Source organism: Aeromonas ichthyocola (assembly GCF_046087985.1).
In the GTDB taxonomy this organism is placed as follows: Bacteria; Pseudomonadota; Gammaproteobacteria; order Enterobacterales; family Aeromonadaceae; genus Aeromonas; species Aeromonas rivipollensis.
In genome coordinates, this window is sequence record NZ_JBJSWH010000002.1 from 172,191 (window position 1) to 198,341 (window position 26,151).

Consider the following 26,151-nt stretch of genomic DNA (forward strand, 5'->3'; position numbering starts at 1 on the left):
TGTAAATGCCTGGTTAACAAACAAAAAAACCGGCCACATGGGCCGGTTGTCGGTTTACTCTCGGGATCAGGCGGCGTGCACAACCGGGTTCGGTTGAGACAGCCCTTCCAGCTCACCCGGGGCGAAGTTGTCCACCTGAATGGCCTCGTAGCGCAGGGCATCGGCGGCCAGCAGCTTGTCCGCCTCCTCCTTGCCGAGGATGGACTGGGACAGGGCCGCGGCCACCAGCTCCGGCAGGGCCATCTTGCGGGGCAGTTTGCCCTCTTTCTGGGCCTGCACCAGCTTCTTCTCGATGGGTTGCACCGCCACCATGGCCTGGAAGGCGCGCTCCATCAGACCGACCGGATCAGCGTCATCCTTGCCCACGTAGCAGAGTGCAGTCAGACGATCGCGGAACTCGCCCGGGGTCATCATGGCCAGACAGATGGCGTGGCAACGCTCGTCTGCCGGCATCTTGTAGCCCACGCCAAACGGGAAGACCACGCGTTTGAGCACGGCGCCCACCACCTTGTTCGGGAAGTTCTGGAAGAAGCCCTCGAACGCCTTGCCAATGAGATGGAGGTTGCGCTCCACCGCGTACTGCACGAACGGCAGATCCGAGACCATGCGGCCCTGATCCTCGTAGTGCTTGAGGGTGGCGGAGGCCAGGTAGAGGTGGCTCAGCACGTCGCCAAGACGGGCGGAGATCATCTCCTTGCGCTTGAGATCGCCACCCAGCATCAGCATGGAGACGTCGGCGCACAGGGCCAGCCCTTTACTCATGCGAGAAAGCTGCTTGTAGTAGCGGGCGGTTTCGCCAGCCACAGGGGCATTGTTGAACTGACCCAGGGTCAGCCCCTGGAACAGGGCGCCGAAGAAGTTGCCGGTACCGAAGGCGATGTGCTTCATCAGCAGGGCATCGAACTTCTCGAGGCCGCGCTCCACATCGGTGTCGGCGGCGGCTTCCAGCTCGGCAAATACGTAGGGGTGGCAGCGGGTGGCACCCTGGCCGAAGATCATCAGGTTGCGGGTCAGGATATTGGCCCCTTCCACCGTGATGGCGACCGGAATGCCCATGTAGGCGTAGCCGGTGTAGTTTTTCGGACCGAGCTGGATGGCGCGACCGGCGTGGATGTCCATGGAATCATCCATGATCTGGCGCGCCATTTCGGTCATGTGGTACTTGGAAATTGCGGTGACAATGGCCGGGGCTTGACCCAAGTCCAGGGAACCTGCGGTCATGCGACGGGCCCCTTCCAGCTGATAGGTGAGGCCGCCGATGCGGGCCAGCGCTTCCTGCACCCCTTCAAACTTGCCGATGGACATGCCGAACTGCTTGCGCACATAGGAGTAGGCCCCCACGGTGCGGCTCGCCATGTGACCGCAAGCGGTGCCGAGGGCAGGCAGCGAGATGCCGCGACCGGCGGAGAGGCATTCGACCAGCATGCGCCATCCACGGCCGGCGTAATCCGGGCCACCGATGATCCAGTCGAGCGGAATGAACACATCCTTGCCGAAGGTCGGGCCGTTCAGGAACGCCAGCCCCATGGGGTAGTGGCGATCACCGACCCGCACGCCCGGGTGGCTGGTGGGGATCAGGGCGCAGGTGATGCCGAGCTCTTCCTTGTCACCCAGCAGTTTCTCCGGGTCATAGAGCTTGAACGCCAGCCCCAGCACTGTGGCGCGGGGCGCCAGGGTGATATAGCGCTTGTTCCAGTTCAGGCGAATGCCCAGCACCTCTTCACCCTTGTACATGCCCTTGCAGACGCTCCCCTTGTCCGGGATGGCGCCCGCGTCCGAGCCCGCTTCCGGCCCGGTCAGGGCGAAGCAGGGCACTTCCTTGCCGTTGGCCAGCCCCGGCAGCCAGAAGTCCTTCTGGGCCTGGGTACCGTAGTGCATCAGCAGCTCGCCCGGGCCAAGGGAGTTCGGCACCATGACGGTGACCGCCACGCTCAGGCTCTTGGTGGCAATGCGGGTGACTATGGTGGAGTTGGCAATCGCAGAGAATTCGCGGCCGCCGTAGGATTTCGGGATGATCAGGGAGAAGAAGCCTTCCTTCTTCAGATAGTCCCAGACCGGCTCTGGCAGGTCTTTGGTTTCGTTGACGATCTTGAAGTCGTCCACCATGGCGAGCAGGGTCTCGACCTGATTGTCGATGAAGGCCTGCTCCTCGGCGCTCAGTTCGGCCTTGCCGTAACCGTGCAGTTTCTTCCAGTCCGGGTTGCCGCGAAACAGCTCGCCATCCCACCAGACGGAGCCGGCTTCCATGGCCTCCCGCTCGGTGGCCGACAAGGGCGGCAGTATCTTCTTGAAGATGCCGAACACAGGACGGGTCACCACCTTTTTACGGATGGCGGGCACGCCGAGTACCACGGCTATCGCCAGCACCAGCAGGACAAGCAATGTGATCATACCGAAGTTCCTTCTATTTCACTGTTTCCGTTGATTATTGTTAGGTGTTACACGGCCAGGGAGAGCCTGGTCGACTCCACGGGCGCCCCGACACCGGACGCCAGATAAGGAATAACGTTGCGCACCAGCCCTTCCACATCGAGCTGCTGGCCAAAATCGGCCTGGGCGATGTCACGCAGGGCATCGGCGGAGGCCATGGTGAACACCACTGTGCCCAGGGTGAAGTGCAGGCGCCAGAAGAGATCCGCCGGCGACAGGGCCGGGTTGGCCTTGGAAATAGCCTGGGTGATCCCGTGCAGGGTCGCCCCGTAGTGGGTGGTGATGAAGCGGCGCAAGTGGCCCTGGCTGTCGATGTAGCCGCGCCCCAGCAACTGCATGAAGAGCGCCGGGCCGTTGGCCCGCACCGCCACCAGCTTCATCAGGGGCTCGACGAAACTTTCGAACACCTGCAGCAGGGTCAGCTGCTCCTGGGCCATCAAGGTCTGCAGGCGAGCATCCAGCTCAGGCATGAAGATACTCAGGTAGCGATCGAGCACCGCCTGGATCAACTCCTTTTTGGAGCCGAAGTGATAGTTGACCGAGGCCAGGTTCACATCGGCCTCGCTGGTGATCAGACGCAACGAGGTATCGGCGAATCCCCGCTCGGCAAACAGCACCTCGGCGGCATCGAGAATACGGTTTTTGGTATCGATTTTACTCACTGGACACCTCACTTAAACGAATGTTTAAAAAGTACGTTTCACGCCCAGTCATGTCAAGAGAATGTGAACAGGTGTTGGCGAAATGTTTTCAATCAAAAAAGCGGGAACAAGATGGGAACTTAGCGGCCAGGCAGGACTCTATATCTATGCCACTGCAATTAAACATTAAGTCTCGCCCAACTTGCGCCATGCTAGTTGGGCATTTTTTTATCCGGATGGCGGCAAGAATTGCGGGCGAAAAAAAACCGTCGCAGGGGCGACGGTGGGGAAAAGTGAGTCGAATCATCCAGTTTCGACTCATCGATGAGAGTTCAGGCTTGCATCGATGGGGCTATGCTCGCAGACAAAGATGGTCAGACTTTGTCAGTCCTAGCGTAATTTGTGACAAAGTATGGCAGGCCGCCACATGGCCCGACTCCGCCAATCTTGCTATGCTGGCCCCTCATGCCAGAGGGGAGAAAAGATGAAGTACCAGGTCGATACCCACACGCACACCGTCGCCAGCACCCACGCTTACAGCACCATTCACGATTACCTGCCCATTGCCAAGGCCAAGGGGATCAAGCTCTTTGCCACCACGGATCACGGTCCCGACATGGCCGATGCGCCCCACTTCTGGCATTTCGTCAATCTGCACGTCCTGCCACGGGTGGTGGACGGGGTCGGTATACTGCGCGGCATCGAGGCCAACATCAAGAACATAGACGGCGAAATAGACTTCCCCGAACGCTACGAGTCGCGCCTCGACATGATCATGGCCGGCTTTCATGAGCCCGTGTTCCCCCCCTGCGATCAGGCAACCCATACCCAGGCCATGATCAACGCCATCCGAAGCGGCCGGGTCGACATGATAAGCCACCCCGGCAACCCCGCCTTTCCCATCGACATCCAGGCCGTGGTCAGGGCCGCCGCAGAATACAGGGTGGCATTGGAGATCAACAACTCCTCCTTCAGTCACTCCCGTCCGGGCAGTGAGGGCAACTGCCGCGCCATCGTCGAGGCGGCGAGGGATCTGGGTGCCTACCTCACCTTCGGCTCAGACTCCCACGTGGCCTTCAGCCTGGGGGATTTTGACCACTGCCACCGGCTGGTGACAGAGGCCGGCTTCCCCGAGGAGCGGATCCTGGCGCGCTCCCCCCGTGCCCTGCTCGCGTTTCTCGAGAGCCGTGGCCGCGCCCACATTCCGGAATTCGTCGATCTCTGAGGTGTGCCCGTAACTCCATGAGCAGGCTCATAAAAACAGTCCGGGCTCATTGACTTGCCAGCACATTTTCGGGAATCTAGAGACAAGCCGGTGTAGCTCAGTTGGTAGAGCAGCGCATTCGTAATGCGAAGGTCGCAGGTTCGACTCCTGTTTCCGGCACCAGAAATGAAAAGGCTCGCAGCGATGTGAGCCTTTTTCTATTTCGGTCCGGGCAAGCCTAGCGTTAGAAAAACGGGCCCTGCTTGGCAACAAGGTATTCAGACAAAGCCGGGCCATTGACACCTAAAAAAACAGGGCGAACCAGATGGTTCGCCCTGTGGCTGTCACGCTGTCAGCGAGAGAGACTAGCCCTGCCCTTCAAAGGCCGCCGGGGCCTCCTTGGGTGCCTGCCAGCCGCCACCGACCGCCTTGTAGAGGGCGACCTGGTTGCTGAGCTGGGCCAGGCGGGTACTGATGAGCCCCTGTCTGGCACTGAACAGAGAACGCTGGGCATCCAGCCTCGTCAGATAGCTGTCCACCCCTTGCTCGTAGCGGAACTCCGCCAGCTTGAAGTAGGTCTGGTTGGCATCCACCAGATCCTGCTGGGCCTGCAGCTGCTGCTGGTAGTCCGCCTGGGCGCCGAGGGTATCCGCGACCTCCTTGAAGGCGGTCTGGATGCTCTTCTCGTAGCTCGCCACCGCCTGCTTGGTGCCGACCTCGGCCACGTCCAAATCTGCCACCCGCTTGCCACCGTCGAAGATGGGCAGGTTTATCTGGGGCATGAAGGTCCAGGTGCCGGTGCCGCCGTCAAACAACCCGCTCAGCTGGTTGCTGGCGGTACCCGCCGTCGCGGTGAGCGAGATGGTCGGGAAGAAGGCGGCACGGGCCGCGCCTATATTGGCGTTGGCCGCCTTCAGGCTGTGCTCCGCCGCCAATATGTCGGGTCTCTGTTGCAGCAGGCTGGAGGGGGCCCCCACCGGGATGGCCGCCAGTTTCACCTCGGCCAGGGTCGCCGGTTGCCCCTCCAGTACCGGCACTTCTGTGCCGAGCAGCAGGGCCAGACCGTTTCGGTCCTGTTTCACCTGACGCTGGTATTGCGCCTGGCTGACCCGGGCGTTCTCAAGCGCCGTGCGCCCCTGCGCCAGCTCCATCTCGGAGGCCGCCCCCAGCCGGTACTTGTGCTGGGTCAGGGCATAGCTCTCCTGCTCGGTCACGAGCGTCGCCTGGCTCAGCGCCAGCAGCTCCTGATCCGCCAGCAGGGTGAGGTAGGCATTCGCCACCGAGGCGATCAGCGCTATCTGGGTGCTGCGCTGGGTCTCGATTTGCGCCAGGTAGTTCTCCAGCGCCTGATCTTTCAGGCTCTGGATCCGGCCAAACAGGTCCAGCTCATAGGCGGTGATGCCGATGTCGGCGCCGTACTGGCTGCTGATGCTCCCCTGCCCCGTGCTGCTGAGATCGTCGGATCCCTGCTGACGGGTGCCGGAGCCGCTGGCGGCCAGGGTCGGCAACTGGGCCGCCCGCTGGATCCGGTATCTGGCCTCATAGGCCTCGACGTTGAGGGCCGCGAGCCGCAGATCCCGGTTGTTCTCAAGGGCAGTGTCGATCAGCTTTTGCAGCGCCGGATCGAGGAACTGTTGCTGCCAGGGGGCCAGCGCCCCCTGGGTGGCGAGATTCTCTTGCCAGGAGGCGCCTTGCGGCACCTCGGGGCGTTGGTAATCGGGGGCCATGGAGCAGGCCCCCAGCAGCAGCGTCACACTCAGGGCGACCAGGGTCTTAGTCATGTTGGGTCTCCTTGGTCAGCGCGGCGCGCTCCTCGACTGAACTCTGCTTGGTGAAGTAACGCATCACCAGCACGAAGAAGAGCGGCACGAAGAAGATGGCGAGCACTGTGGCCGTGATCATCCCCCCCATGACGCCGGTGCCGATGGCGTTGCGGCTGCTGGCGCCGGCACCAGTGCTTATCACCAGCGGCAAGACGCCGAGGATGAAGGCGAGGGAGGTCATCAGGATCGGACGCAGACGCTGGCGGGAGGCTTCCACCACCGCATCGCCGAGCTTCATCCCCTTGTCATGGAGCTCCTTGGCGAACTCCACGATCAGGATGGCGTTCTTGGCCGAGAGCCCGATAGTGGTGAGCAGGCCCACCTGGAAATAGACGTCATTCTCCAGGCCCCGCAGGGTAGCCGCCAGTATGGCACCCAGTACCCCGAGCGGCACCACCAGCATGACAGAGAACGGAATGCTCCAGCTCTCGTAGAGGGCCGCCAGACAGAGGAAGACCACCAAGAGCGAGATGGCGTAGAGCGCTGGCGCCTGGGAGCCTGCCTGACGCTCCTGGAAGGAGAGCCCTGTCCACTCGATGCCGATGCCTTCCGGCAGCTGTTTCACCATCTGCTCTATGGCCGCCATGGCGTCACCGGTACTCTTGCCGGGGGCCGCTTCACCGACTATCTCCATGGCGGAGACGCCGTTGTAGCGCTCCAGACGGGGCGAGCCGAAGCTCCACTCGGTGCTGGCGAAGGCGGAGAAGGGCACCATCTGGCCCGCGCTGTTACGCACGTACCACAGCTTCAGATCCTCCGGGTTCATCCGGAAGGGGGCATCCGCCTGCAGGTAGACCTTCTTGACCCGGCCTCTGTCGACGAAGTCGTTCACGTAAGAAGAGCCCCAGGCCGCCGACAAGGTGTTGTTGATGTCGCTGATGGAGAGCCCCTGAGCCAGCGCCTTCTCGTAATCTATCTTGATGTCGAGCTGGGGGGTGTCTTCCATCCCGTTCGGGCGCACCCGCACCAGGTTGGGATCCTGCGCCGCCATGCCGAGCAACTGGTTACGGGCCTGCATCAGCTTCTCGTGCCCCAGACCACCGCGGTCCTGCAGGAAGAAGTCGAAGCCGGTGGCCGTGCCGAGCTCAGGAATGGGAGGCAGGTTGAAGGCGAACACCTGCGCCTCCTTGATGCTGAACAGATAGCCCATGGCGCGGCCTATGATGGCATTGGCACTGCGCTCCTCGCCTTTACGCTCGCTCCAGTCCTTCAACTTGATGAAGGCCATGCCGCTGTTCTGGCCGCTACCGGCGAAGCTGAAGCCCGCCACCGTCAGCACGGAGTCGACGTTGTCCTTCTCGTTCTTGAGGAAGTAGTCGCGCATGTCGGCCAGCACCACCTCGGTACGCTCCTTGGTGGCCCCCACCGGCAGCTGCACCATGGACATGATGACCCCCTGATCCTCTTCCGGCAGGAAGGAGGTGGGCAGGCGCATGAAGAGCACCGCCAGCACCGCCAGCATGGCCAGGTAGATGATGCTGTAACGGGTCCCCTGCTTGATCACCTTGCGCACGCCGTTCTGGTAACGGTTGGCATTGGTGTCGAAGAAGCGGTTGAACCAGCCGAAGAAGCCACGCTGGGCACCGAACTCCCCGTGTTTCATGGGTTTGAGCAGGGTGGCACAGAGCGCCGGGGTCAGGATCAACGCCACCAGCACAGAGAGCACCATGGCCGAGACGATGGTGAGGGAGAACTGGCGATAGATGGCGCCGGTCGAGCCGCCGAAGAAGGCCATGGGCACGAACACCGCCGACAGCACCAGGGCTATGCCCACCAGGGCGCCGGTGATCTGGGTCATGGACTTGCGGGTCGCCTCAAGCGGGGAGAGTCCCTCCTCGCTCATCAGCCGCTCCACGTTCTCCACCACGACGATGGCGTCATCCACCAGCAAGCCGATGGCGAGCACCAGACCGAACATGGTCAGGGTGTTGATGGAGAAGCCGAAGGCCGCCATGACCCCGAAGGTACCGAGCAGCACCACGGGCACCGCTATGGTCGGGATCAGCGTCGCCCGGAAGTTCTGCAGGAACAGATACATGACGCAGAACACCAGGAAGATGGCCTCGATCAGCGTCTGCACCACCTCCTCGATGGAGATCTTCACAAAGGGCGTGGTGTCGTAGGGGTAGACGATCTTCATGTTGGCCGGGAAGTAGCCCGACAGCTCATCGAGCTTGCCGCGCACCTCGTCCGCGGTATCCAGGGCATTGGCCCCGGTGGCCAGCTTGATCGCCAGCGCAGCCGTGGCCTGACCGTTGTAGAGGGCGGAGGCATCGTAGCTTTCGCCGGCGAGCTCGACCCGGGCTACGTCCTTGAGCAGCACCTTGGAGCCATCCTGATTCACCCGCAGCAGTATGTTGTTGAACTCCTCCGGGGTGGAGAGACGGGTCTGCCCCATGATGGTGGCGGTGAACTGCTGATCGTTCACCGCAGGGGTGCCCCCCAGCTTGCCGAAGGCCACCTGGGCGTTCTGGGCCTGGATGGCGGCCTGCACGTCTCCCGGGGTCATCTGTACCCGGTTGAGCTTGTGGGGATCCAGCCAGACACGCATGGAGTACTGGCTGCCGAACAAGGTGATGTCACCCACCCCATCCAGTCGGCTCAGGGGCTCCTTGATGTTGGAGACCACGTAATCGGCGAGATCGTCGTTGGTCATGCTGCCATCGGTGGAGATGAAGGCGGCCACCATCAGGAAGCTGCTGGAGGTCTTCTGTACCCGGATCCCCTGCTGCTGCACCTCTTGCGGCAGCAGTGACATCGCTTGCTGCAGCTTGTTCTGCACCTGCACCTGGGCGATATCGGGATCGGTCCCCGGCTGGAAGGTCAGGGTCACCGACACCCGACCCGCGGAGTCAGACTGGGAGGACATGTAGAGCAGGTGATCCAGCCCGGTCATGTTCTGTTCGATGATCTGGGTGACCGAGTCTTCTACCGTTTGGCAGAGGCCCCCGGATAGCTGGCAGAAATACTGACAGCAGGCGGTGCAATGCTCGGATACTGGGCGACCGGCAATTTGATGATGGCCAGGCTGCCCGCCAGCATGATCACCAGCGCGATCACCCAGGCAAAAATGGGTCTGTCTATGAAAAATCGAGCCATGAAGCGACTACTCCATCCTACTTGTTGGCCGGGGTGTTGGAAGACGCTTGAGCAGACGGCGCATCAGCACCCTGCTCAGCGGGATTAACCACGGCGCCCGGTCGTACTTTCTGCAAACCAGCCACGATCACCCGCTCGCCGGAGGTGAGCCCTGACTCCACCACCCAGTTGCTGCCGACGACCCGGCTCAGCTGGACGTTGCGCAGCTCCACCTTGTTGTCAGTGGTCACTACCATCACGGTGGCGCCGCCATTGGGGGTGCGGGAAACCGCGGTTTGCGGCACCAGCAGTCCTTGCGCCCGCTCACCCTCTTGCAGGGTGGCGCGCATGAACATGCCAGGCAGCAGCAGTTGATGAGGGTTGGGCACAATCACCCGCAGGGTCACCATGCCGGAGGTCTCATCCACGGTCACGTCGGAGAACTGCAACGAGCCCTCTTCGCCATAGGTGCTGCCATCTTCCAGCTGGAAGGTCACCTTGGCCCCTTTCTGCTCGTCCTGAGTCAGCTTGCCCTCGGCGACCAGTCGCTTGAGGCGCAGCAGATCGGCGGTGGACTGGCGCACATCCACATACATGGGATCGAGCTGCTGGATGGCAGTGAAGCTATCCGCCTGCTGGGCAGTCACCAGCGCCCCTTCGGTCACCGCTGATTTACCGATGCGGCCGCTGATGGGGGCTGTGATGCGGGTGTAACCGAGATTGATCTCGGCGGTACGCAGGGCAGCCTTGCTCGCCATGATCTCCGCCTTGGCCTGCTTCCAGCTGGCGTCGGCGTCGTCATAGTCCTGACGGCTGATGGAGTTGACTTTGAGCAGCTCCTGATAACGTTTGGCTTTGAAGCGGGCACTCTGCTCGTTGGCCTCGGCCTTGGCCACATTGGCCCTGGCGCTGGCGACCGCCGCCTGATAGACAGCCGGATCAATCTGATAGAGCAGATCGCCCGCCTTCACATCGCTCCCCTCGGTAAAGAGGCGCTTGAGGATGATGCCGCTCACCTGCGGACGCACTTCGGCCACCCGCAGCGGGGCGCTGCGACCGGTCAACTCGGTGGTCAACATCAGCGGGCCACTCTGCAGGGTCACCACGTTGACCGCCGCGGGGGGCATGCCGCCCTGTCCCTGGGGTGCGCCCCCCTTGTCACCACAACCTGCCAGCAAGCCTGTAGCCAGCAAGGCAAGACCAACTGAACGAGCAAGAATATGTTTATGCATGAAACACCTGAGCCTTTGCCAGTCAATGAACAATCAGGGCCGCATGGGCCCTGTTGGTAAATAGTCTAAAGTTGAGGCAATATACATACATTCATAAATGTATGTAAGTGACTTTTTGCTTGCATGAGGCATAGATTTCAATGGCCAGACGAACCAAAGAAGAGGCGCAGCAAACCCGCGGCCATATCATGAACACGGCGCTGGATCTGTTCTGCTCTCAGGGCCTGGCCAAGACCAGCCTGACCGACATCGCCAGGGCGGCAGACCTGACCCGTGGGGCCATCTATTGGCACTTCAAGAACAAGGACGAACTCTTCATTTCGCTCTGGGAGGAGCTCTGCAGCCCCCTCGCCCACCAGCTCGATGCCTGCCTCAATCCAGACGAGCCGGATCCGCTGGGGCAACTGCGTCTCTTCTTCGAAGGGGTGCTCCACAGCTTCATTCACAATCCGGCCCAGCGGCAGATGTTCACCATCCTGTTCAATCTCGAATCGCTGGAGGGGGAAGCCATCTCCTTGCGCGAACATATCCGCAGCCAGTCCGGCCAACTTTTTCGGGATCTGGAGACAACCCTGGCCAACGCGATACGACGGGGCCAGCTGCCCGCCGACCTCAACCTGCAGCGCGCCGCCACCCTGCTCCACTGCACTCTGGATGGCTACATCATCAACTGGCTCCACTTTCCCGGGCGGATAGACCTGCAGAGCGAGTCCGGCTTCCTGATAGAGAGCATGTTCACCATGCTGGCCAGCCCCACGGGCCTGCCTGCGGCCACTAACAGGTTCCGGCAATCCCAACACATCCCTGCAAATCGGGGCCTGAGCGCACGCTTTGGCAGTCAGGCCCCGATTTGTTAAAGTGTGCGCCCCCTGCTTGAGGTAACCCCTGTGCCACACTCTGACGCCATCCCCGCTTCCCTGCCCATTGAACGACCAGCACGCCCGTGCTCGGGCAGCCTTTGTGGCGCACCTCAAACCCGGCGCTCACCTGCTCAATGGTCAGTGCGGTACGGGGGAAGATCTGCGCTGGCTGCGTTCAGAAGGATATGTGGTCACCGCCTGTGAAGCTGTGCTGGCCGACGCCAAAGTCGCCTCGCAGCAATCCGGACAAGCGGTGCGGGTCGGCACCCTCGCGCGGATGCACTCGGTGCTCCCTTACGATGGCATCTGGCTAAGCTCGCCCGCTTGATAGCGACGCGGCCACCCTGTCCCCCTGTTGCAACAGCTGGCGACCCTGCTCAAAGCGGGCGCCCCGCTCTGCTTCCCCCTGCAGCCAAGCGGCGAGATGAGCCACGACCAGCTGACGCAGCATCTGCAGCAACTGGTCACCACATCCGGGATAGCGCTGCAACTGGCGCCGATGGGGGCCGTATCAGCCAACACGTCACCATTCACAAGCTCAAAACGCCAGCCACTACGTCATGTTGCTGCGTGGCGATCATCCGGCCACCTAACGGGCTAATTCATCACGGATTTTTCGTTCAACGCCAAACCGACAGCAAGTCTGCTCTCATAGCTTTCGACAATATTTAACTCGGCGTTAACGCAGCAAAGGCAGACATAACACGGTTTCTGTGTTAAAAAGTGTGATTAATATCAAAATTTAATAACAAAACAGACAATACAACCAACTCCGGATTCCCCCATGAAACTCGTCCTCAATCTGATTGCCGGCATCCTCGCCGGTCTCCTGCTCGGCCTCTACGCCCCGGAATGGGTCGCACGGGTGCTGTTCACGGCCAAGACAGTGATAGGTCAGCTGATCACCTTCACCATTCCGCTCATCATCCTGTTCTTCATCATGAGCGGCATCGCCAGCCTGCCGAAGAACTCCGGCAAGCTGCTCGGCAAGACGGTGGCCCTCTCCTACTGCTCCACCATACTGGCGGGCCTGTTCGCCTTCACGGTGGCGAGCCAGCTGATCCCGCAGCTGACCACGGCCGCCGAGCCCACGGCGCAAGCCGCCATCAAGCTCAGCTCCTACATCAATCTCGAGATACCGCCGCTGTTCGGGGTGATGTCGGCCCTGGCCGCCGCCTTCGTGTTCGGCATCGGCATCAGCGCCACCCAGGCCACCGACCTGCGCCGGGTCGCCGATCAGGGCCGTGACATCATAGACCGCCTGCTGGCCCGCGTGATCATCCCGCTGCTGCCCTTCTACATCGCCGGCGTCTTCGTCGAGATGACGGTGGAAGGCACAGTGTTCGCCACTCTCAAGACCTTCGGCGTGGTGCTGGTGATGGCCATCGTCATGCACTGGCTCTGGCTCTCCGTGCTCTTCATCGGCACCGGGCTGGCGCTGGGCCGCTCCCCCACCATGCTCATCAAGAACATGCTGCCCGCCTACTTCACCGCGCTCGGCACCATGTCCAGCGCCGCCACCATCCCGGTGGCACTGCAGGCCAGCAAGAACAACGGCGTGAGCGACGGCATCGCCAACTTCACCGTGCCCCTGTGCGCCACCATTCACCTCTGTGGCTCCACCATCACCCTGGTAACCTGCGCCACCGCTGTGATGTTCCTCTCCGAGCACCTGGCCATCCCGGGCTATGGCACCATGCTGCCCTTCATCATGATGCTAGGCGTCATCATGATTGCGGCGCCGGGAGCCCCCGGTGGCGGCGTCATGTCGGCGCTCGGCCTGCTCACCTCCATGCTCGGCTTCGGAGAGGCCTCCATCGCCCTGATGATCGCCCTCTACCTGGCCCAGGACAGCTTCGGCACCGCCTGCAACGTCACAGGTGACGGCGTCATCGCCCTCTGGGCCGACCGCTTCGCCCAGGGCGAAGAGACCCTGGCCGCCCCACAGCGGGACGCCGCCTGAGGGCCTGCGCCGCAATAAAAAAACGGGAGCCACTGGCTCCCGTTTTTGTTGATGACTGCCTGTGATGGAAGGCTCAGCCCCGGCGACGGATAACCCCCTCCTGCGCTGTGCTCGCCACCAGCACGCCGTCACGGGTGAAGAACTGACCGCGTACCAGACCACGGCCGCCGCTGGCGCTCGGGCTGTCCACCACATAGAGCAGCCAGTCATCCAGCCGGAACTCCCGGTGGAACCACATGGAGTGGTCGATGGTCGCCACCTGCATGTCCGGCTCCCAGTAGGAGACCCCGTGGGGCTGCAGGGCGGTCAACAGGAAGTTGAAATCAGAGGCATAGGCCAGCAGGTAGTTGTGCACCCGCTGGTCATCCGGTATCTGCCCATTGGCCTTGAACCAGACGTGACGCAGGGGCGCCTCTATCGCCGGACGGATGGGGTCAACCAGGGTCACCGGGCGGATTTCGATGGGCTGCTCGCAGAGGATCTTGTCGCGCAGGGTGGCCGGGATCAGCTGCTCGTAGGGACGCACCAGCTCCAGCTCGCTCTTGAGCAGTTCAGGCGGGGTGATCCCCACCGGCATTTGGGCCTGATGCTCGAAGCCGCTGGCCTCCACCTGAAACGAGGCATTGAGGTAGAAGATGGGCTTGCCGCCCTGAATGGCCTTGACCCGGCGGGTGGAGACTGTCTGACCGTCGCGGATATTCTCAACGTCATAAACGATGGGACGAGTCACATCCCCGGGGCGCAGGAAGTAGGAGTGGAAGCTGTGGACCTGGCGATCGCTGGCCACCGTCTGCTTGGCGGCTGACAAGGCCTGCCCCATTACCTGTCCGCCAAACACGGCCCGCAGACCGAGATCCTGGCTCTGGCCCCGAAACAGGCCCTCCTCGATCTTCTCCAGCGCCAGCAGTGCCAGCAGCTCATCCAGTACCTTGCTCATTCTTATCTCCTGTATTTCAGTGCGGGAAAGGCTAACAAGCCCGCCCCGCCAGGGCAACCTTGCTGACGCCCATTCTCCCGAAGCCACCCTTTTCCGACCTCCTCCTTCAAAAGGGGGAAGAGAATCGCCAGAAACAAAAAGCCCGCACCAGAGGGTGCGGGCTTTTGCCTGGCCCGGGCCGACCACGTCATGCCACAGGCATAGATAGGCTTACTTGCTGCCGGTGCCGGAGTTGCGGGTCGAGGCTTGCGGCTTGCGACGGGCTGTGGTGCTGCGAGCGCGCGGCTCCTTGCCCTGCATATCCTTGTGGCGCTTGACGGCACGACGGATCTGGGCGGCCTGCTTGTGGCGGGTGCTCTTGCCATCCTGCTGCAGGTCGACCTTGGACTCGGTCTCGTTGGGCAGGTTGACCAGGCCGCGCAGGTAGTTCACCTCGGGCAGTTTGAGCTCCTGCCAGCCACCGCGGGGGATGCCGCGATCCAGGGTGACGTCACCGTAGCGGATGCGCATCAGGCGGCTCACCTGCACTTCCTGGGATTCCCACAGGCGGCGCACTTCACGGTTGCGACCCTCGGTCAGGGTGACGTTGAACCACTGGTTCAGCCCTTCACCGCCGGCCGGCTTGATCTTGTTGAACTTGGCCATGCCGTCTTCCAGCTGCACGCCCTTGCGCAGGCGCTGCAGCATGGCTTCGGTGATCTCGCCAAAGACGCGCACCGCGTATTCCCGCTCCACTTCGTGGCTCGGGTGCATCAGCCGGTTTGCCAGCTCACCGTCGGTGGTGAACAGCAACAGACCTGAGGTGTTGACGTCGAGGCGGCCGACCGCAATCCAGCGGGCCCCGTCCATCTTGGGCAGACGATCAAACACGGTGGGACGACCTTCCGGATCGTGACGGGTACACATCTCCCCTTCGGGCTTGTGATACGCCAGCACGCGGCAGATCTGCTCCTCGGCCGCACGGGTCTTGACCTGGTGACCATCCACCCGGATCACGGCGTTCACTTCGACGCGATCCCCCAGCATGGCGACCTTGCCATCCACGCTGACCCGACCTGCGGTGATCAGGGCCTCCATCTCACGACGGGAGCCTTGACCCGCGCGGGCCAATACTTTTTGCAGTTTTTCACTCATCGGGTTTACCTGATTGTTGATCGCTGCCCGCTGACATAGCGGACAACATTGACTCCTGTGACGCGCCCTCTGGGCATCGCCACCACGTTAATGCGCAAGACGGCCTGCCGCTTATTGACCGTCGCTCCCCTCGCCCAGCATGACCGGCAAGGGGGAGTGCAGCTCGGGATCCAGCTCGGGGAGCTGCTCCAGACTCTGCAGATTGAAATAGTCCAGAAATTCTCGGGTGGTGGCGAGCAGCTCGGGGCGACCCACCACCTCCTTGTGACCTATGCTGCGCACCCAGCCGCGCTCTTTCAGGGTATTGATGATCTGGCTCGATACCGCCACCCCGCGGATGGCCTCTATCTCGGCCCGGGTGATGGGCTGACGATAGGCAATCAGGGTCAGCGTCTCCAACACGGCACGCGAATAGCGGGGCGCCCGTTCACTCCACAGGCGCGACAGCTCCTCGGCATACTCCTGGCGGGCCTGGAAGCGCCAGCCGGAGGCGACCTCCTTGAGCTCCACCCCCCGCTCGCTGTAGTCCTGCCTGAGCTCCGCCAGCAGCAGCTGCACATAGCGGCTGGTCACCGGATAATCCGCCAGTACGCTGCTTTTCAGCTCGCTGACATTGAGCGGACGACCGGCCACAAACAGCGCCGCCTCGATCAGGGTTTTTAAGCGTTCAGCAGGCAGCGCCATCACGCATCCCTCCCTGAATCAGGGTCTTGAGTCGTTCAGTGGGCAGCGCCACGGTTGCCCTCCCCGTCCGGACTGCCCGGGGCGAACCGCCACTCAGTGTACCTGCTCATGCTCTCCCCCTTCCCCCTGGCTCGCCAATGCAAAATGGATCGGCCCCAAGGGCTCGGCCTGCAGGATCCAGATAAGCTGCTCCTTGCACAGCTCCAGCAGGGCCAGGAAGGTCACCAGCACCCCCATGCGTCCCTCTTCGGCCCGCAGCACCTGCTCCAGCCGCAGGGTCTGGCCCAGGGAGAGCATGGCGAGGATCTCCGCCATCCGCACCCGGGTCGGGATCTGCTCGCGGCGGATCTGGTGATGTTCAAAATGAGTCGCGCGTTTTACCACACTTTGCATGTAAAGGGCGAGCTCAACCAGCGAAACATCGGGGGTCAGCGGCTTCAAGGCGCCAAAATCCGGTGGCAGGGCGGTGGCGATGAAGATCTCCCGCTCCAGCCTCGGCAAGGCGTTGACCCGCTCCGCGCCCAGCTTGTAGCGCTCGTACTCCTGCAGCCGGCGGATCAGGGTGACGCGAGGGTCTTCTCCCTCCTCCTCGTCTTCCAGCTCCGGGGCCTTGGGCAGCAGCAAGCGGGATTTTATCTCCGCGAGCCAGGCCGCCATCAGCAGGTATTCCGCCGCCAGCTCCAGATTGAGCCCCTGCATCAGCTCCACGTACTCCATGTACTGGGCGGTGATCTGCAGGATAGGCAGGTTCAGGATGTCGAGCTGCTGACGCCGGATGAGGTAGAGCAGCAGATCCAGCGGCCCCTCGAAGGTGTCGAGGAACACCTCGAGCGCATCGGGCGGAATAAACAGATCCTGGGGCAGCTCATGGTAGGGCTGCCCCAGCACTTTGGCGATGGGCGAGGGGGCCATAGGCGGGGGAAGCAGGCCCTCCCCCGTCGCACCCGGCGCGATCACCGCCTCGGGTACGGGCTCGGCAGTATCACTCAAACGGCGTCGGATCCCCGGCACCGCGACGGCGCAGCACGGGCTCGTCGTCGGAGAAGTCCACCACAGTGGTGGGCTGCTCGCCCAGATAGCCGCCGTTGACCACCAGATCCAGCTGCTTGCCGAGCTTGTCGAAGATCTCTTCGGGATCGAACTCCGCCATCTCGGAGCCCGGCAGGATCAGGGTGGTGGAGAGCAGCGGCTCACCCAGGGCCTCCAGCAGGGCCAGGGCTATGTTGTTGGCGGGTACCCGGATGCCGATGGTCTTCTTCTTCTCGTTCATGAGGCGGCGCGGCACCTCCTTGGTGGCCTTGAAGATGAAGGTGTAGGGGCCTGGGGTGTTGTTCTTCACCAGCCGGAAGGCGGTGTTGTCCACCTTGGCGTAGGTGGAGATCTCCGAGAGATCCCGGCACACCAGGGTGAAGTCGTGGTTCGGATCGATGCGGCGGATGCGGCAGATGCGCTCCAGCGCGTCCTTGTTGCCCATCTGGCAGCCCAGGGCATAGCCGGAGTCGGTGGGATAGACGATGACGCCGCCGTTTTGCAGTATCTGCACCGCCTGACCGATGAGGCGAACCTGGGGATTGTCCGGATGTACGTAAAAATGCTGACTCATATGCTCTTCTCGCGATAGGGGCACACCGGGTGCCCACTTCATGGTCACGGGCCGCCTGGCCCATGACACTACCTTAACCTGTTTGGCACAGACTCGCCCGTACCAAAGACGCGATCCGACCGGATCGGCCTCCTCCTGTCAGCGGCTGGCCAACAGGCTGGCATGCTGCTCCTGGCTGAGCCCGAAGTGATCGGGGTGGCCGAGCCAGAGTGGCATGCCCTCCTTGGGCAGCCACAGATGGCGGCCCAGCTCGGTCCAGTTGGAGGGGAAATGAAAATCCGATCCCACCGAGATGTAGAGATCGTAATCCTTGGCCCACTGGCCGAGATTGGCCCGCTCCTGGGGGCTCTGCTGGGGCAGGGAGACCTCCATGGCATCGCCACCGGCCGCCTTGAAGGCGACCAGCAGCCGCTTGATCCACTTGGCGGTGAGGTTGTAGCGGCTGGGGTGGGCCAGCACCGCCAGCCCGCCCGCGGCGTGAATGGCGGTGATGGCCTCGCCCATCTCGGGCCACTCGGCGGGCACATAGCCCTTGTTGCCCCGGCTCAGGTACTTCTTGAATACCTTTTGCATGTTGTCGGCCACCCCGCGCGCCACCAGCACCCGGGCAAAATGGGCCCGGGTCACGGCGGCGTCACCGGCGAGCTGCTTGGCCTCTTCATAGGTGCCCGGGATCTGGCACTTCTCCAGACGACGCCCTATTTCCAGGGCGCGCGCCTCGCGGCGGGCCCGCTGACCGGCCAGGAAAGCGACCAGCTGCGGATTTTTTTCATCCACCCCGAGCGCCACTATGTGGATCTCGTGGTGCTCCCAACCGCTGGAGATCTCGACCCCGCTCACCAGTCGCAGCGGCAACTGCTCGGCTTTGATCGTTGCGCGGACTTCATCAAGCCCGTCAAGGGTATCGTGGTCAGTGACCGCTAACACTTCCACCCCTTTCTCGGCGGCGCGGCGCACCAGATCGGCGGGACTCAGCACGCCATCCGAGGCCGTGGTATGACAGTGAAGATCGAATCTCATCAGCTTGTTTCGCTCTCATCAGGGGGCCTGCTTGGGAAAAAGAAGGCAAAAAAGCGACTTGACTTGGCCGCGGCTTTATCGTTTTCTGTAGGCACTTCATTGCAAACATCTTTTTACAGGACTCTATCATGCAAACGACTTCCATCCTGACCATCTGGTGGTGGCACACTCCCTGACATGCGGGCGTGTGGTCGTTGCTGTACCTGTAATCTGACAGCAAATTAAGAACCCAAAGAAAAAGCCCGCTGACCCCAGCGGGCTTTTTTATTATCCGGCAAATGGACCTGTGATGAAACCGACAATTCAGACAAGTGCACTGACATGGCGATGGCGAACTCGCTGACGTGACGAAAACCCAATCCAATTCGAGAGAAACGCCATGACCATCGGTTACACACAACACATGCAAGGGAAGGCATTATGACAGGCAACAAGACCCGGTTACCCCTGGGCGAATTCGATACCATCCGGCTCAATGCCCCTTATGTGACAGATCCCCTGGCGCTCTACACCCGGCTCTGCCAGCACAACCCCAACAACCTGCTGCTGGAATCGGTGGAGATAGACTCCAAGGCCGGTACCCAGAGCCTGCTGCTGGTGGATGCCTGCCTGCGCATCGAGTGCCGTGGCCGCACTGTGCGGGTCCGCGCCCTCACCCGCAACGGCGTCCAGTTGCAGCGCCTGCTCGAGCAGCGTCTACCCGCCATCATCACCCAGACCCGGGTGGCGGACGAGCTGCAACTCGACTTCCCGGCCTCCGATCGCACCCTTGACGAAGACAGCCGCCTCAAGGGCAGCAGCGTGCTGGACGTGCTGCGCACCCTGCAACAAGAGCTGCAGTGCCAGCAGGGTAAAGAGGCCCTCTTCATGGGAGGCAGCTTCGCCTACGATCTCATCGCCTCCTTTGAGGATCTGCCCGAGGTGCCGGAAGGGAGCAACGACTGCCCCGACTACTGCTTCTATGTGGCCGAGACCCTGATCACCATAGATCACATCAAGCAGAGCACGGCGCTGCTGGCCTGCCTCTTTGGCGGCGAGCAGGACGAGAGCCAGCTCGATGAGCGTTACGCACAGCTGACCGCGCGCCTCGAGGCCTTCAAGCAGGCCTGCCAGCAGCCGCAACCGGGGGCGCAAGGCGCCAAGCCCCTCACCGGCAATCTCCATATCGACAAGAGCGACAAGCAGTTTTGCGCCGAAGTGGAGAAGCTCAAGGGCTTTATCCGCCGCGGCGACATCTTCCAGGTGGTGCCGTCCCGCAGCTTCTCCCTGCCCTGCCCCGACCCGCTGGCCGCCTATCGCCGCCTCAAGCAGACCAACCCCAGCCCCTACATGTTCTATGTGCAGGATGAGGGCTTCACCCTGTTTGGCGCCTCCCCGGAGAGCGCGGTCAAGTTCTGCGCCGCCAGCCGCCAGGTGGAGATGTATCCCATCGCCGGTACCCGCCGCCGCGGCCTCAACCCCGATGGCAGCATCAATCTGGATCTGGACGGTCGCATCGAGCTCGAACTGCGCCAGGACGAGAAAGAGGTGGCAGAACACCTGATGCTGGTGGATCTGGGTCGCAACGACATCGCACGCATCTCCGAGCCCGGCACCCGCTACGTGAAGGATCTGCTGAAAGTGGATCGCTACAGCCACGTGATGCACCTGGTCTCCCGGGTGGTGGGCCGCCTGCGCTCGGATCTCGATGCCCTGCACGCCTATCAGGCCTGCATGAACATGGGCACCCTGACCGGCGCCCCCAAGCTACGGGCCAGCGAGCTTATCCGCATGGTGGAAGGCAAGCGCCGCGGCAGCTACGGCGGCGCCGTGGGCTACCTCAACGGCGCGGGGGAGATGGACACCTGCATCGTCATCCGCTCCGCCTTCGTGAAAGCGGGTCTGGCCCATGTCCAGGCCGGTGCCGGCGTGGTCTATGACTCCAAGCCCCAGGCCGAAGCGGACGAGACCCGCGCCAAGGCGGCCGCCGTGCTGGCCGCCATCGCCGCCAGCCATGGCACCTCCCTGCAAGCTCTGAGTGCCCAGCAGGAGCAACATAAGGACGTGAGCCATGACTAACATCTTCCTGCTCGATAACTTCGATTCGTTTACCTACAGCGCCCCGGCCGATCAGTTCCGCACTTCGAAGGAGCAGCATCATGACTAACATCTTCCTGCTCGATAACTTCGATTCGTTCACCTACAACCTGGTGGACCAGTTCCGCACCCTGGGCTATCCGGTGCGCATCTACCGCAACAGCCTGCCGGCGACCCGCATCATGCAGGAGATAGAAACCTGTGACGGCGATGCTGTGCTGGTGCTCTCCCCGGGACCGGGTGCCCCCCATGAGGCCGGTTGCCTCATCGATCTCATCAAGCTGGCCCGCGGCCGGGTGCCCATCCTCGGCATCTGCCTCGGTCATCAGGCCCTGTGCGAAGCCTACGGCGGCACAGTCGGGGCGGCCGGAGAGATAGTCCACGGCAAGCGCTCCCTCATTGAGCACAACGGTCACGGCGCCTTCGCGGGGCTGCAAAGCCCGCTGCCGGTGGCCCGCTACCACTCCCTGGTGGCGACCTATGTACCCGAAGAGCTGACTGTGATTGCCCACTATCAGGGCATGCCCATGGCCATAGAGCAACGGGACGAGCGGGTGCTGGGATTCCAGTTCCACCCGGAATCCATCATGACCTCGGAAGGGGCCCGCCTGCTGACCCAGGCGCTCGCCCACATCACCCGTCCAGAAAGCCACGTGCGGTAAGGAGACCCCATGCATCATCATCTCAACACCCTCTATCAGGGGCAGTCTCTGACCCGCGACGCCGCCCGCGACGCCTTCGGCCAGGTGGTCCGTGGCGAAGTGGATCCCATCGTCCTCGCAAGCTTGTTGACTGCTCTCAAGATCAAGGGGGAGACCCCGGAGGAGATCGCCGGCGCCGCCGAGGCGCTGCTGGCGGAGGCCCGTGATTTCCCGCGTCCGGACTATGGGTTCTGCGACATCGTCGGCACAGGTGGCGATGGCCTCAACACCATCAACGTCTCCACCACCTCGGCCCTGGTGGCCGCCGCCTGCGGCCTGAAAGTGGCCAAGCACGGCAACCGCTCCGTCTCGAGCAAATCGGGTTCCAGCGATCTGCTGGACAAGATGGGGATCAAGCTCGACATGAGCCCGGAGCAGGCCCGCCGCTGTCTGGACCAGCTCGGCATCTGCTTCCTGTTCGCCCCCCAGTACCACGCCGGGGTGCGCCACGCCATGCCGGTGCGCCAGGCCTTGAAAACCAGGACGCTATTCAACGTCTTGGGGCCGCTTATCAACCCCGCCCGCCCCAGCTATCAGCTGATGGGGGTCTATGCCCCCGAGCTGGTGCGTCCCATTGCAGAAACCCTGCTGGCACTGGGGCTGAAAACCGGTATGGTGGTACACGGCGCCGGGCTTGACGAAGTGGCCATTCACGGACCGACCCAGGTGGCCGAGATCCGTGACGGCGAAATTCGCGAGTACCTGCTCACCCCGGCAGACTTTGGCCTCGAGACCTATCCGGTCAGCGCCATCCAAGGGGGGGAACCGGAGGAGAACCGCGCCATCACGGACGCCATACTGGCGGGCGAAGGCACAGCGGCCCACAACGCCGCCATCGCCGCCAACGTGGCGCCGCTCTTGGTGATGGCGGGCAAGGCCCCGGACTTCAAGCAGGCGGCCGCGCAGGTGCTGGCCAAGCTTGCAAGCGGTGAAACCCGCCTGCTCGCCCAGGCACTCGCCACCCTGAGCCATCAGGAGGCATGATGTCAGTCACCACTCACGGCAGCCAACAAGGCAGTACCACTCTTAGCAAGGATATCGAGATGCTCGACCCCCTCTCCTCCCCCGATGCCTTCCTGAATCGGGCTTCCATCAACCAGACCATTCTCGGCAAAATCGTGGCCGCCAAGCAGGAGTGGGTCGCGGCCCGCAAGCTGGCCCAGCCCCTGGCGAGCTTCCAGGGCGCCCTGGTGCCAAGCGATCGTGACTTCGAGGGAGAGCTGCGCGCAGGCTCCACCCGCTTCATTCTGGAGTGCAAGAAGGCCTCCCCCTCCAAGGGCTTGATCCGCGACGACTTCAGCCCCGAGGCCATCGCCGACATCTATGGCAACTACGCCACCGCCATCTCTGTGCTGACCGACGAGCAGTTCTTCCAGGGGGATTTCGCCTTCCTGCCCAGGGTACGCGCCCGGGTCAAGCAGCCGGTGCTGTGCAAGGACTTCATGATTGACCCCTATCAGGTCTATCTGGCCCGCCACTATCAGGCGGACGCCATACTGCTGATGCTCTCGGTGCTCACCGACGAGGGCTATCGCGCCCTGTTCAAGGTGGCGAAAGAGCTGGGCCTCGGGGTACTGACCGAGGTGAGCAATGCAGAGGAGCGGGATCGCGCCCTGGCCCTCGGCGCCCCCGTGATTGGCATCAACAACCGGGATCTGCGGGATCTCAGCGTGGATCTCGCCCGCACCAAGCAGCTGGCCAAAGATATTCCGAGCGATCGGGTGGTGATCAGCGAGTCTGGCATCAACCACCGCGCCCAGGTGGCGGATCTGCGCGCCCATGCCAAGGGCTTCCTGGTGGGCTCCTCCCTGATGAGCGAGCCGGATCTGGAGGCGGCGGTACGCAAGCTTGTGCTGGGCCAGAACAAGGTGTGCGGCCTCACCCGCCCCGAAGATGCCGCCGCCGCCCATCAGGCAGGTGCGGTATTTGGCGGCCTTATCTTCGTGGCCAAGAGCCCGCGCTACGTGGACATTCCCGCCGCCCGCGCCGTCATGGCCGGGGCGCCGCTCTGTTACGTCGGGGTGTTTCGCAATGCCCAGCCCGCAACCATCGCCAAGACGGTGGAGGCCCTGAACCTCGCCGCGGTGCAACTGCACGGGGATGAAGACGGCGCCTATATCGAGAGCCTGCGCCCCCTGCTACCCGCCGCTTGCCAGATCTGGAAAGCCGTAGGCGTCACGAGCGGCGAGCCGCTGCCCGCCCTCGACTACCCGGCGGATCGTCTGCTACTGGATACGAAAGTCGGCAGCCAGAGCGGCGGCACAGGTCAGGCGTTCGACTGGGCCATGCTGGCCAATCTCGATAAAGCCAAGCTGATGCTGGCAGGGGGGCTCAATCCCGACAACGCCCTGCAGGCCGCCCAGGTGGGTTGCCTCGGCCTTGATTTCAACTCCGGGGTGGAGAGTGCCCCGGGCCAGAAGGATGCGCACAAGATAGCGGCGGCCTTTGGCGCCCTGCGCCAACTGTAAGAGTGCCCTGCGCGCCCTCTGAACATGCACCAAATTAATGAACTGCATTTGCCTATAAGCACAAGGAATAATCTATGACTCTGCTCAACCCGTTTTTCGGTGAATTTCGTCGATGACATGTATGTGCCCCAGCCATACGCCTCAGCCCGCCAAGGCTCATACCTGATCTCAATTGCAGAATGTAAAGGAAGATAACCATGACCCTGCTCAATCCGTTTTTCGGTGAATTTGGTGGCATGTATGTGCCCCAGATCCTGATCCCCGCCCTGCTCCAGCTGGAGAAGGCCTTCGTCGATGCCAAGGATGACCCGGCCTTCGTGGCCGAGTTTGGGGAGCTGCTCACCGAGTATGCCGGTCGCCCGACCCCCCTCACCCTGACCCGCAACCTGACCAAGGGCACCAAGACCCGCCTTTACCTCAAGCGTGAAGATCTGCTGCACGGCGGCGCCCACAAGACCAACCAGGTGCTGGGTCAGGCCCTGCTCGCCAAGCGCATGGGCAAGAGCGAGATCATCGCCGAGACCGGCGCCGGTCAGCACGGCGTCGCCACTGCCCTGGCTTGTGCCCTGCTCGGCCTCAAGTGCCGGGTATATATGGGTGCCAAGGATTGCGAACGCCAGAAGCCGAACGTGTTCCGCATGAAGTTGATGGGGGCCACAGTGATACCTGTGCACTCCGGCTCATCCACCCTGAAAGATGCCTGCAACGAGGCGCTGCGTGACTGGGCTGCCAACTACGACAGCGCCCACTACCTGCTCGGCACCGCCGCCGGCCCTCACCCCTTCCCCACCATAGTGCGGGAGTTCCAGAAGATGATCGGCGAGGAGGCCAAGGCCCAGTGCTTCGAAAAAGAAGAGCGCTTGCCCGACGCCGTGATCGCCTGCGTCGGCGGCGGCTCCAACGCCATCGGCATGTTTGCCGACTTCATTGACAACAAGGAAGTGCGCCTTATCGGGGTCGAACCCGGTGGTCACGGCATAGAGAGCGGCGAGCACGGTGCCCCCCTGGGCCACGGCAGCAAGGGGGTCTTCTTTGGCATGCACTCCTACCTGATGCAGGACAACCAGGGTCAGATTCAGGAGTCCTACTCCGTCTCGGCGGGGCTCGACTTCCCCTCCGTCGGCCCGCAGCACGCCCACCTGGCCGCCATCGGCCGCGCCGAGTATGTCTCCATCACCGACAAGGAGGCGCTCGACGCCTTCCAGGAGCTGGCCAAATCCGAGGGGATAATCCCTGCGCTGGAGTCCTCCCACGCCCTGGCCCACGCCCTCAAGATGGCCCGCAGTGAACCTGAGAAAGAGCAGGTGCTGATCGTCAACCTCTCCGGCCGTGGCGACAAGGACATCTTCACCGTTGCCGACATTTTTGAGAAAGAAGGAACCCTGTCATGAATCGCTACGCACAACTCTTCTCCCGGCTGGATGCCGTCAATCAGGGCGCCTTCGTGCCGTTCGTGATGCTGGGTGACCCCACCCCCGAATTGTCCCTGGCCATCGTCGATGCCCTGGTCGAAGGGGGCGCCGATGCGCTCGAATTGGGCATCCCCTTCTCCGATCCGGTGGCGGACGGCCCCACCATCCAGGGGGCGGCCCTGCGGGCCTTTGCCAGCCACACCACCCCGGACGACTGCTTCACCCTGCTCGCCCGTATCCGCGCCAAGTACCCGCAGCTCCCCATTGGCCTCTTGGTCTACGCGAATCTCGTTTATGTGCGCCATATCGACGGCTTCTACGAGAAGTGCCAGCAGGCAGGGGTGGACTCGGTGCTGGTGGCCGACGTGCCGGTGCAGATGTGCGCCCCCTACAAGGCGGCGGCCGACAAGTTCGGCATCGACAGCATCTTTATCGCCCCGCCCAACGGTGACACCGAGACTCTCAAGGCAGTTGCCGAGCTTGGCTCTGGTTACACCTATCTGGTGAGCCGCGCCGGCGTGACCGGCGCCGAGACCAAGGCCGGCATGCCGGTGGATGGCCTGATCAATACCCTGCGCGAGTTCAAGGCCCCCCCCGCCCTGCTCGGTTTTGGTATCAGCGAACCGGCCCAGGTGCGCGAGGCCATCAAGGCCGGCGCCGCCGGTGCCATCTCCGGTTCGGCCGTGGTGAAGATCATCGAGACCCACCACAAGAACCCGGAGCATATGCTCACCCGTCTGAAAGAGTTTGTGGAAGGGATGAAGGCCGCGACCAACCGTTAAGGTCGGGTATGGGGTCAGCTGGTTGTGACCCTGAATAGCCAATCACATATCCGTTATCAAGGGAGCCTGACCGGCTCCCTTTCTTTTTATCGTTTCTCCCCGC

General features: G+C 62.6%; 21 protein-coding genes, 1 tRNA gene and 1 pseudogene. 11 read left to right on the plus strand and 12 right to left on the minus strand.

Annotated features, from left to right (window positions below; translation table 11 throughout):
• Nucleotides 1–66: 66 nt before the first annotated feature.
• Both ACF2JD_RS05520 and ACF2JD_RS05525 read right to left on the minus strand, forming a co-directional pair.
• Nucleotides 67–2,391, minus strand: coding sequence for an acyl-CoA dehydrogenase (locus ACF2JD_RS05520; protein WP_440986951.1), 2,325 nt, complete (start codon nt 2,389–2,391; stop codon nt 67–69).
• Nucleotides 2,392–2,438: 47 nt separating this feature from the next.
• Nucleotides 2,439–3,092, minus strand: coding sequence for a TetR/AcrR family transcriptional regulator (locus ACF2JD_RS05525; RefSeq protein WP_139744455.1), 654 nt, complete (start codon nt 3,090–3,092; stop codon nt 2,439–2,441).
• A 463-nt stretch (nt 3,093–3,555) separates the two neighbouring features.
• On the opposite strand from ACF2JD_RS05525, the gene ACF2JD_RS05530 reads away from it, so the two are divergent.
• Nucleotides 3,556–4,296 (plus strand): phosphatase, encoded by a 741-nt coding sequence (locus ACF2JD_RS05530; RefSeq protein WP_234676863.1) that lies wholly within the window; start codon nt 3,556–3,558, stop codon nt 4,294–4,296.
• A gap of 86 nt (nt 4,297–4,382) precedes the next feature.
• A tRNA-Thr gene (locus tag ACF2JD_RS05535) sits at nt 4,383–4,458 on the plus strand.
• Between the two features lie 182 nt (nt 4,459–4,640).
• Here the strand turns inward: ACF2JD_RS05535 and ACF2JD_RS05540 are convergent.
• The 3 genes and pseudogenes from ACF2JD_RS05540 to ACF2JD_RS05550 all read right to left on the minus strand — a co-directional run bounded on the left by ACF2JD_RS05540 (nt 4,641) and on the right by ACF2JD_RS05550 (nt 10,408).
• Nucleotides 4,641–6,056: an efflux transporter outer membrane subunit gene (locus ACF2JD_RS05540; RefSeq protein ID WP_440986952.1), complete on the minus strand. Its 1,416-nt coding sequence runs from the start codon at nt 6,054–6,056 to the stop codon at nt 4,641–4,643.
• Nucleotides 6,049–9,197 (minus strand): annotated as a pseudogene (locus ACF2JD_RS05545) (efflux RND transporter permease subunit). The gene ACF2JD_RS05540 and the pseudogene ACF2JD_RS05545 overlap by 8 nt, the downstream one beginning before the upstream one ends.
• Nucleotides 9,198–9,214: 17 nt before the next feature.
• The gene (locus ACF2JD_RS05550; RefSeq protein ID WP_139692390.1) at nt 9,215–10,408 is read right to left on the minus strand and encodes an efflux RND transporter periplasmic adaptor subunit; all 1,194 of its coding nucleotides are present in this window, start codon (nt 10,406–10,408) and stop codon (nt 9,215–9,217) included.
• A 140-nt stretch (nt 10,409–10,548) separates the two neighbouring features.
• Between ACF2JD_RS05550 and ACF2JD_RS05555 the strand changes: the two genes are divergently transcribed.
• Nucleotides 10,549–11,265: a TetR family transcriptional regulator gene (locus ACF2JD_RS05555; protein ID WP_440986953.1), complete on the plus strand. Its 717-nt coding sequence runs from the start codon at nt 10,549–10,551 to the stop codon at nt 11,263–11,265.
• Between the two features lie 103 nt (nt 11,266–11,368).
• Complete coding sequence (locus tag ACF2JD_RS05560; protein WP_440986954.1) at nt 11,369–11,596, plus strand: hypothetical protein; 228 nt, start codon at nt 11,369–11,371, stop codon at nt 11,594–11,596.
• Here the strand turns inward: ACF2JD_RS05560 and ACF2JD_RS05565 are convergent.
• Nucleotides 11,579–11,728 (minus strand): hypothetical protein, encoded by a 150-nt coding sequence (locus ACF2JD_RS05565; protein WP_440986955.1) that lies wholly within the window; start codon nt 11,726–11,728, stop codon nt 11,579–11,581. The genes ACF2JD_RS05560 and ACF2JD_RS05565 overlap by 18 nt on opposite strands.
• A 324-nt stretch (nt 11,729–12,052) precedes the next feature.
• On the opposite strand from ACF2JD_RS05565, the gene ACF2JD_RS05570 reads away from it, so the two are divergent.
• Nucleotides 12,053–13,231: a cation:dicarboxylate symporter family transporter gene (locus tag ACF2JD_RS05570; RefSeq protein ID WP_440986956.1), complete on the plus strand. Its 1,179-nt coding sequence runs from the start codon at nt 12,053–12,055 to the stop codon at nt 13,229–13,231.
• A gap of 73 nt (nt 13,232–13,304) precedes the next feature.
• Here ACF2JD_RS05570 and tesB read toward each other — a convergent pair whose 3' ends face one another.
• The 6 genes from tesB to rnm form a co-directional block, all read right to left on the minus strand.
• Nucleotides 13,305–14,168, minus strand: a complete 864-nt coding sequence (tesB, locus tag ACF2JD_RS05575) for an acyl-CoA thioesterase II (protein WP_139744958.1) — start codon at nt 14,166–14,168, stop codon at nt 13,305–13,307.
• A 210-nt stretch (nt 14,169–14,378) separates the two neighbouring features.
• Entirely contained in the window at nt 14,379–15,302 is a 924-nt protein-coding gene (gene rluB / locus ACF2JD_RS05580) for a 23S rRNA pseudouridine(2605) synthase RluB (protein ID WP_005323472.1), read from the minus strand.
• A gap of 111 nt (nt 15,303–15,413) precedes the next feature.
• Nucleotides 15,414–15,986, minus strand: coding sequence for an SMC-Scp complex subunit ScpB (scpB, locus tag ACF2JD_RS05585; RefSeq protein WP_025327615.1), 573 nt, complete (start codon nt 15,984–15,986; stop codon nt 15,414–15,416).
• 93 nt (nt 15,987–16,079) lie between these two features.
• The gene (locus ACF2JD_RS05590; RefSeq protein ID WP_025327616.1) at nt 16,080–16,976 is read right to left on the minus strand and encodes a segregation and condensation protein A; all 897 of its coding nucleotides are present in this window, start codon (nt 16,974–16,976) and stop codon (nt 16,080–16,082) included.
• A complete protein-coding gene (locus ACF2JD_RS05595) occupies nt 16,969–17,589 on the minus strand; it encodes an L-threonylcarbamoyladenylate synthase (protein ID WP_139744957.1) in 621 nt (206 codons plus the stop codon). The genes ACF2JD_RS05590 and ACF2JD_RS05595 overlap by 8 nt, the downstream gene beginning before the upstream one ends.
• Nucleotides 17,590–17,727: 138 nt before the next feature.
• Nucleotides 17,728–18,609, minus strand: coding sequence for an RNase RNM (gene rnm / locus ACF2JD_RS05600; protein ID WP_440986957.1), 882 nt, complete (start codon nt 18,607–18,609; stop codon nt 17,728–17,730).
• Between the two features lie 420 nt (nt 18,610–19,029).
• Between rnm and ACF2JD_RS05605 the strand changes: the two genes are divergently transcribed.
• The 6 genes from ACF2JD_RS05605 to trpA all read left to right on the plus strand — a co-directional run bounded on the left by ACF2JD_RS05605 (nt 19,030) and on the right by trpA (nt 26,048).
• On the plus strand, nt 19,030–20,667 hold the full coding sequence (locus tag ACF2JD_RS05605; RefSeq protein WP_440986958.1) for an anthranilate synthase component 1: 1,638 nt from the start codon (nt 19,030–19,032) through the stop codon (nt 20,665–20,667).
• A gap of 80 nt (nt 20,668–20,747) precedes the next feature.
• Complete coding sequence (locus tag ACF2JD_RS05610; protein ID WP_411633721.1) at nt 20,748–21,347, plus strand: aminodeoxychorismate/anthranilate synthase component II; 600 nt, start codon at nt 20,748–20,750, stop codon at nt 21,345–21,347.
• Nucleotides 21,348–21,356: 9 nt separating this feature from the next.
• Nucleotides 21,357–22,370, plus strand: a complete 1,014-nt coding sequence (trpD, locus tag ACF2JD_RS05615; RefSeq protein ID WP_408795830.1) for an anthranilate phosphoribosyltransferase — start codon at nt 21,357–21,359, stop codon at nt 22,368–22,370.
• On the plus strand, nt 22,367–23,854 hold the full coding sequence (gene trpCF, locus ACF2JD_RS05620; protein ID WP_440986959.1) for a bifunctional indole-3-glycerol-phosphate synthase TrpC/phosphoribosylanthranilate isomerase TrpF: 1,488 nt from the start codon (nt 22,367–22,369) through the stop codon (nt 23,852–23,854). The genes trpD and trpCF overlap by 4 nt, the downstream gene beginning before the upstream one ends.
• A 197-nt stretch (nt 23,855–24,051) precedes the next feature.
• Nucleotides 24,052–25,245, plus strand: coding sequence for a tryptophan synthase subunit beta (gene trpB / locus ACF2JD_RS05625; RefSeq protein WP_042040294.1), 1,194 nt, complete (start codon nt 24,052–24,054; stop codon nt 25,243–25,245).
• Nucleotides 25,242–26,048 (plus strand): tryptophan synthase subunit alpha, encoded by an 807-nt coding sequence (gene trpA, locus ACF2JD_RS05630; protein ID WP_440986960.1) that lies wholly within the window; start codon nt 25,242–25,244, stop codon nt 26,046–26,048. The genes trpB and trpA overlap by 4 nt, the downstream gene beginning before the upstream one ends.
• Nucleotides 26,049–26,151 lie beyond the last annotated feature (103 nt).